At 29.5% G+C, this 820-nt stretch carries 1 protein-coding gene and 1 pseudogene; both read left to right on the top strand.

Annotated elements, in window-relative coordinates:
* Positions 1–594 (top strand): response regulator transcription factor (locus V7014_RS26565; RefSeq protein WP_335512036.1); only part of this gene is annotated, 594 nt, incomplete at its 5' end.
* A pseudogene (locus V7014_RS26560) lies at positions 591–820 on the top strand (two-component sensor histidine kinase); the annotation flags it as partial. The gene V7014_RS26565 and the pseudogene V7014_RS26560, both read left to right, overlap by 4 nt.

Raw genomic sequence — 820 nt, 5'->3', positions numbered from 1 at the left:
GAGTACAATGTATGTTGGAAGAAAGAAGGTACAGAAGTGTTTGATAACATCCATAAGGTAGATTTAGTCATTATGGATGTTATGCTTCCAGGTGAAGACGGCTATCAAATTACAAAGAAAATAAAAAATTTAGGATTAAATATTCCAATTATTTTTTTATCTGCCAGAAGTGATATGGATAGCAAACTTAAAGGTTTAACAATGGGGGAAGATTATATGATAAAGCCATTTGATCCTAGAGAGCTATTACTAAGAATGCAGAAAATGCTAGAGAATAAGTATGGTACTTTTACACAAATCAAACATTTATATATCGACGCTGAACATAAAAAGGTTTTTAATAGTAGCTTGCAAGATGAAGTTGTTTTTACTGCGATTGAACGTAAAATATTTTTCTATTTATATGAAAATAGGGATAGCATTTTAACGAAAGATCATTTCTTTGATTACTTATGGCAACTCGAAGATCGAAATCCGAATATCGTGAATGTACATATAAAAAAAATTCGAGCTAAAATCAATGATAAAATGGGTGAGATAATTCAAAATCTTTATGGAGAAGGGTATAGACTAAATACCATTGTGAAGAAATGAAATTAAAGAAGAAATACCAGTTAATTTTATTTTCGGCTATTATCTGCGTACCAATTTTATTACTAATGGTTGGTGTCCTTACAGCAATCATTTATGATATAGCCTTTAAAACGAAGAATAATGGTATACCTTTTCATGAATCTTTTGCATATCCTACAATGCTAGCCATATTTCTTTTATCACTATTATTGTTAGCCTTTTTATTCTCGAGATCTATTAATTCTTT

The sequence above is a fragment of the Bacillus sp. JJ722 genome (assembly GCF_036963345.1).
Lineage (GTDB): Bacteria > Bacillota > Bacilli > Bacillales > DSM-1321 > Bacillus_AD.
Note: the sequence above shows the minus strand (reverse complement) of the source record. Positions and strands in the feature narration are given on the sequence as shown.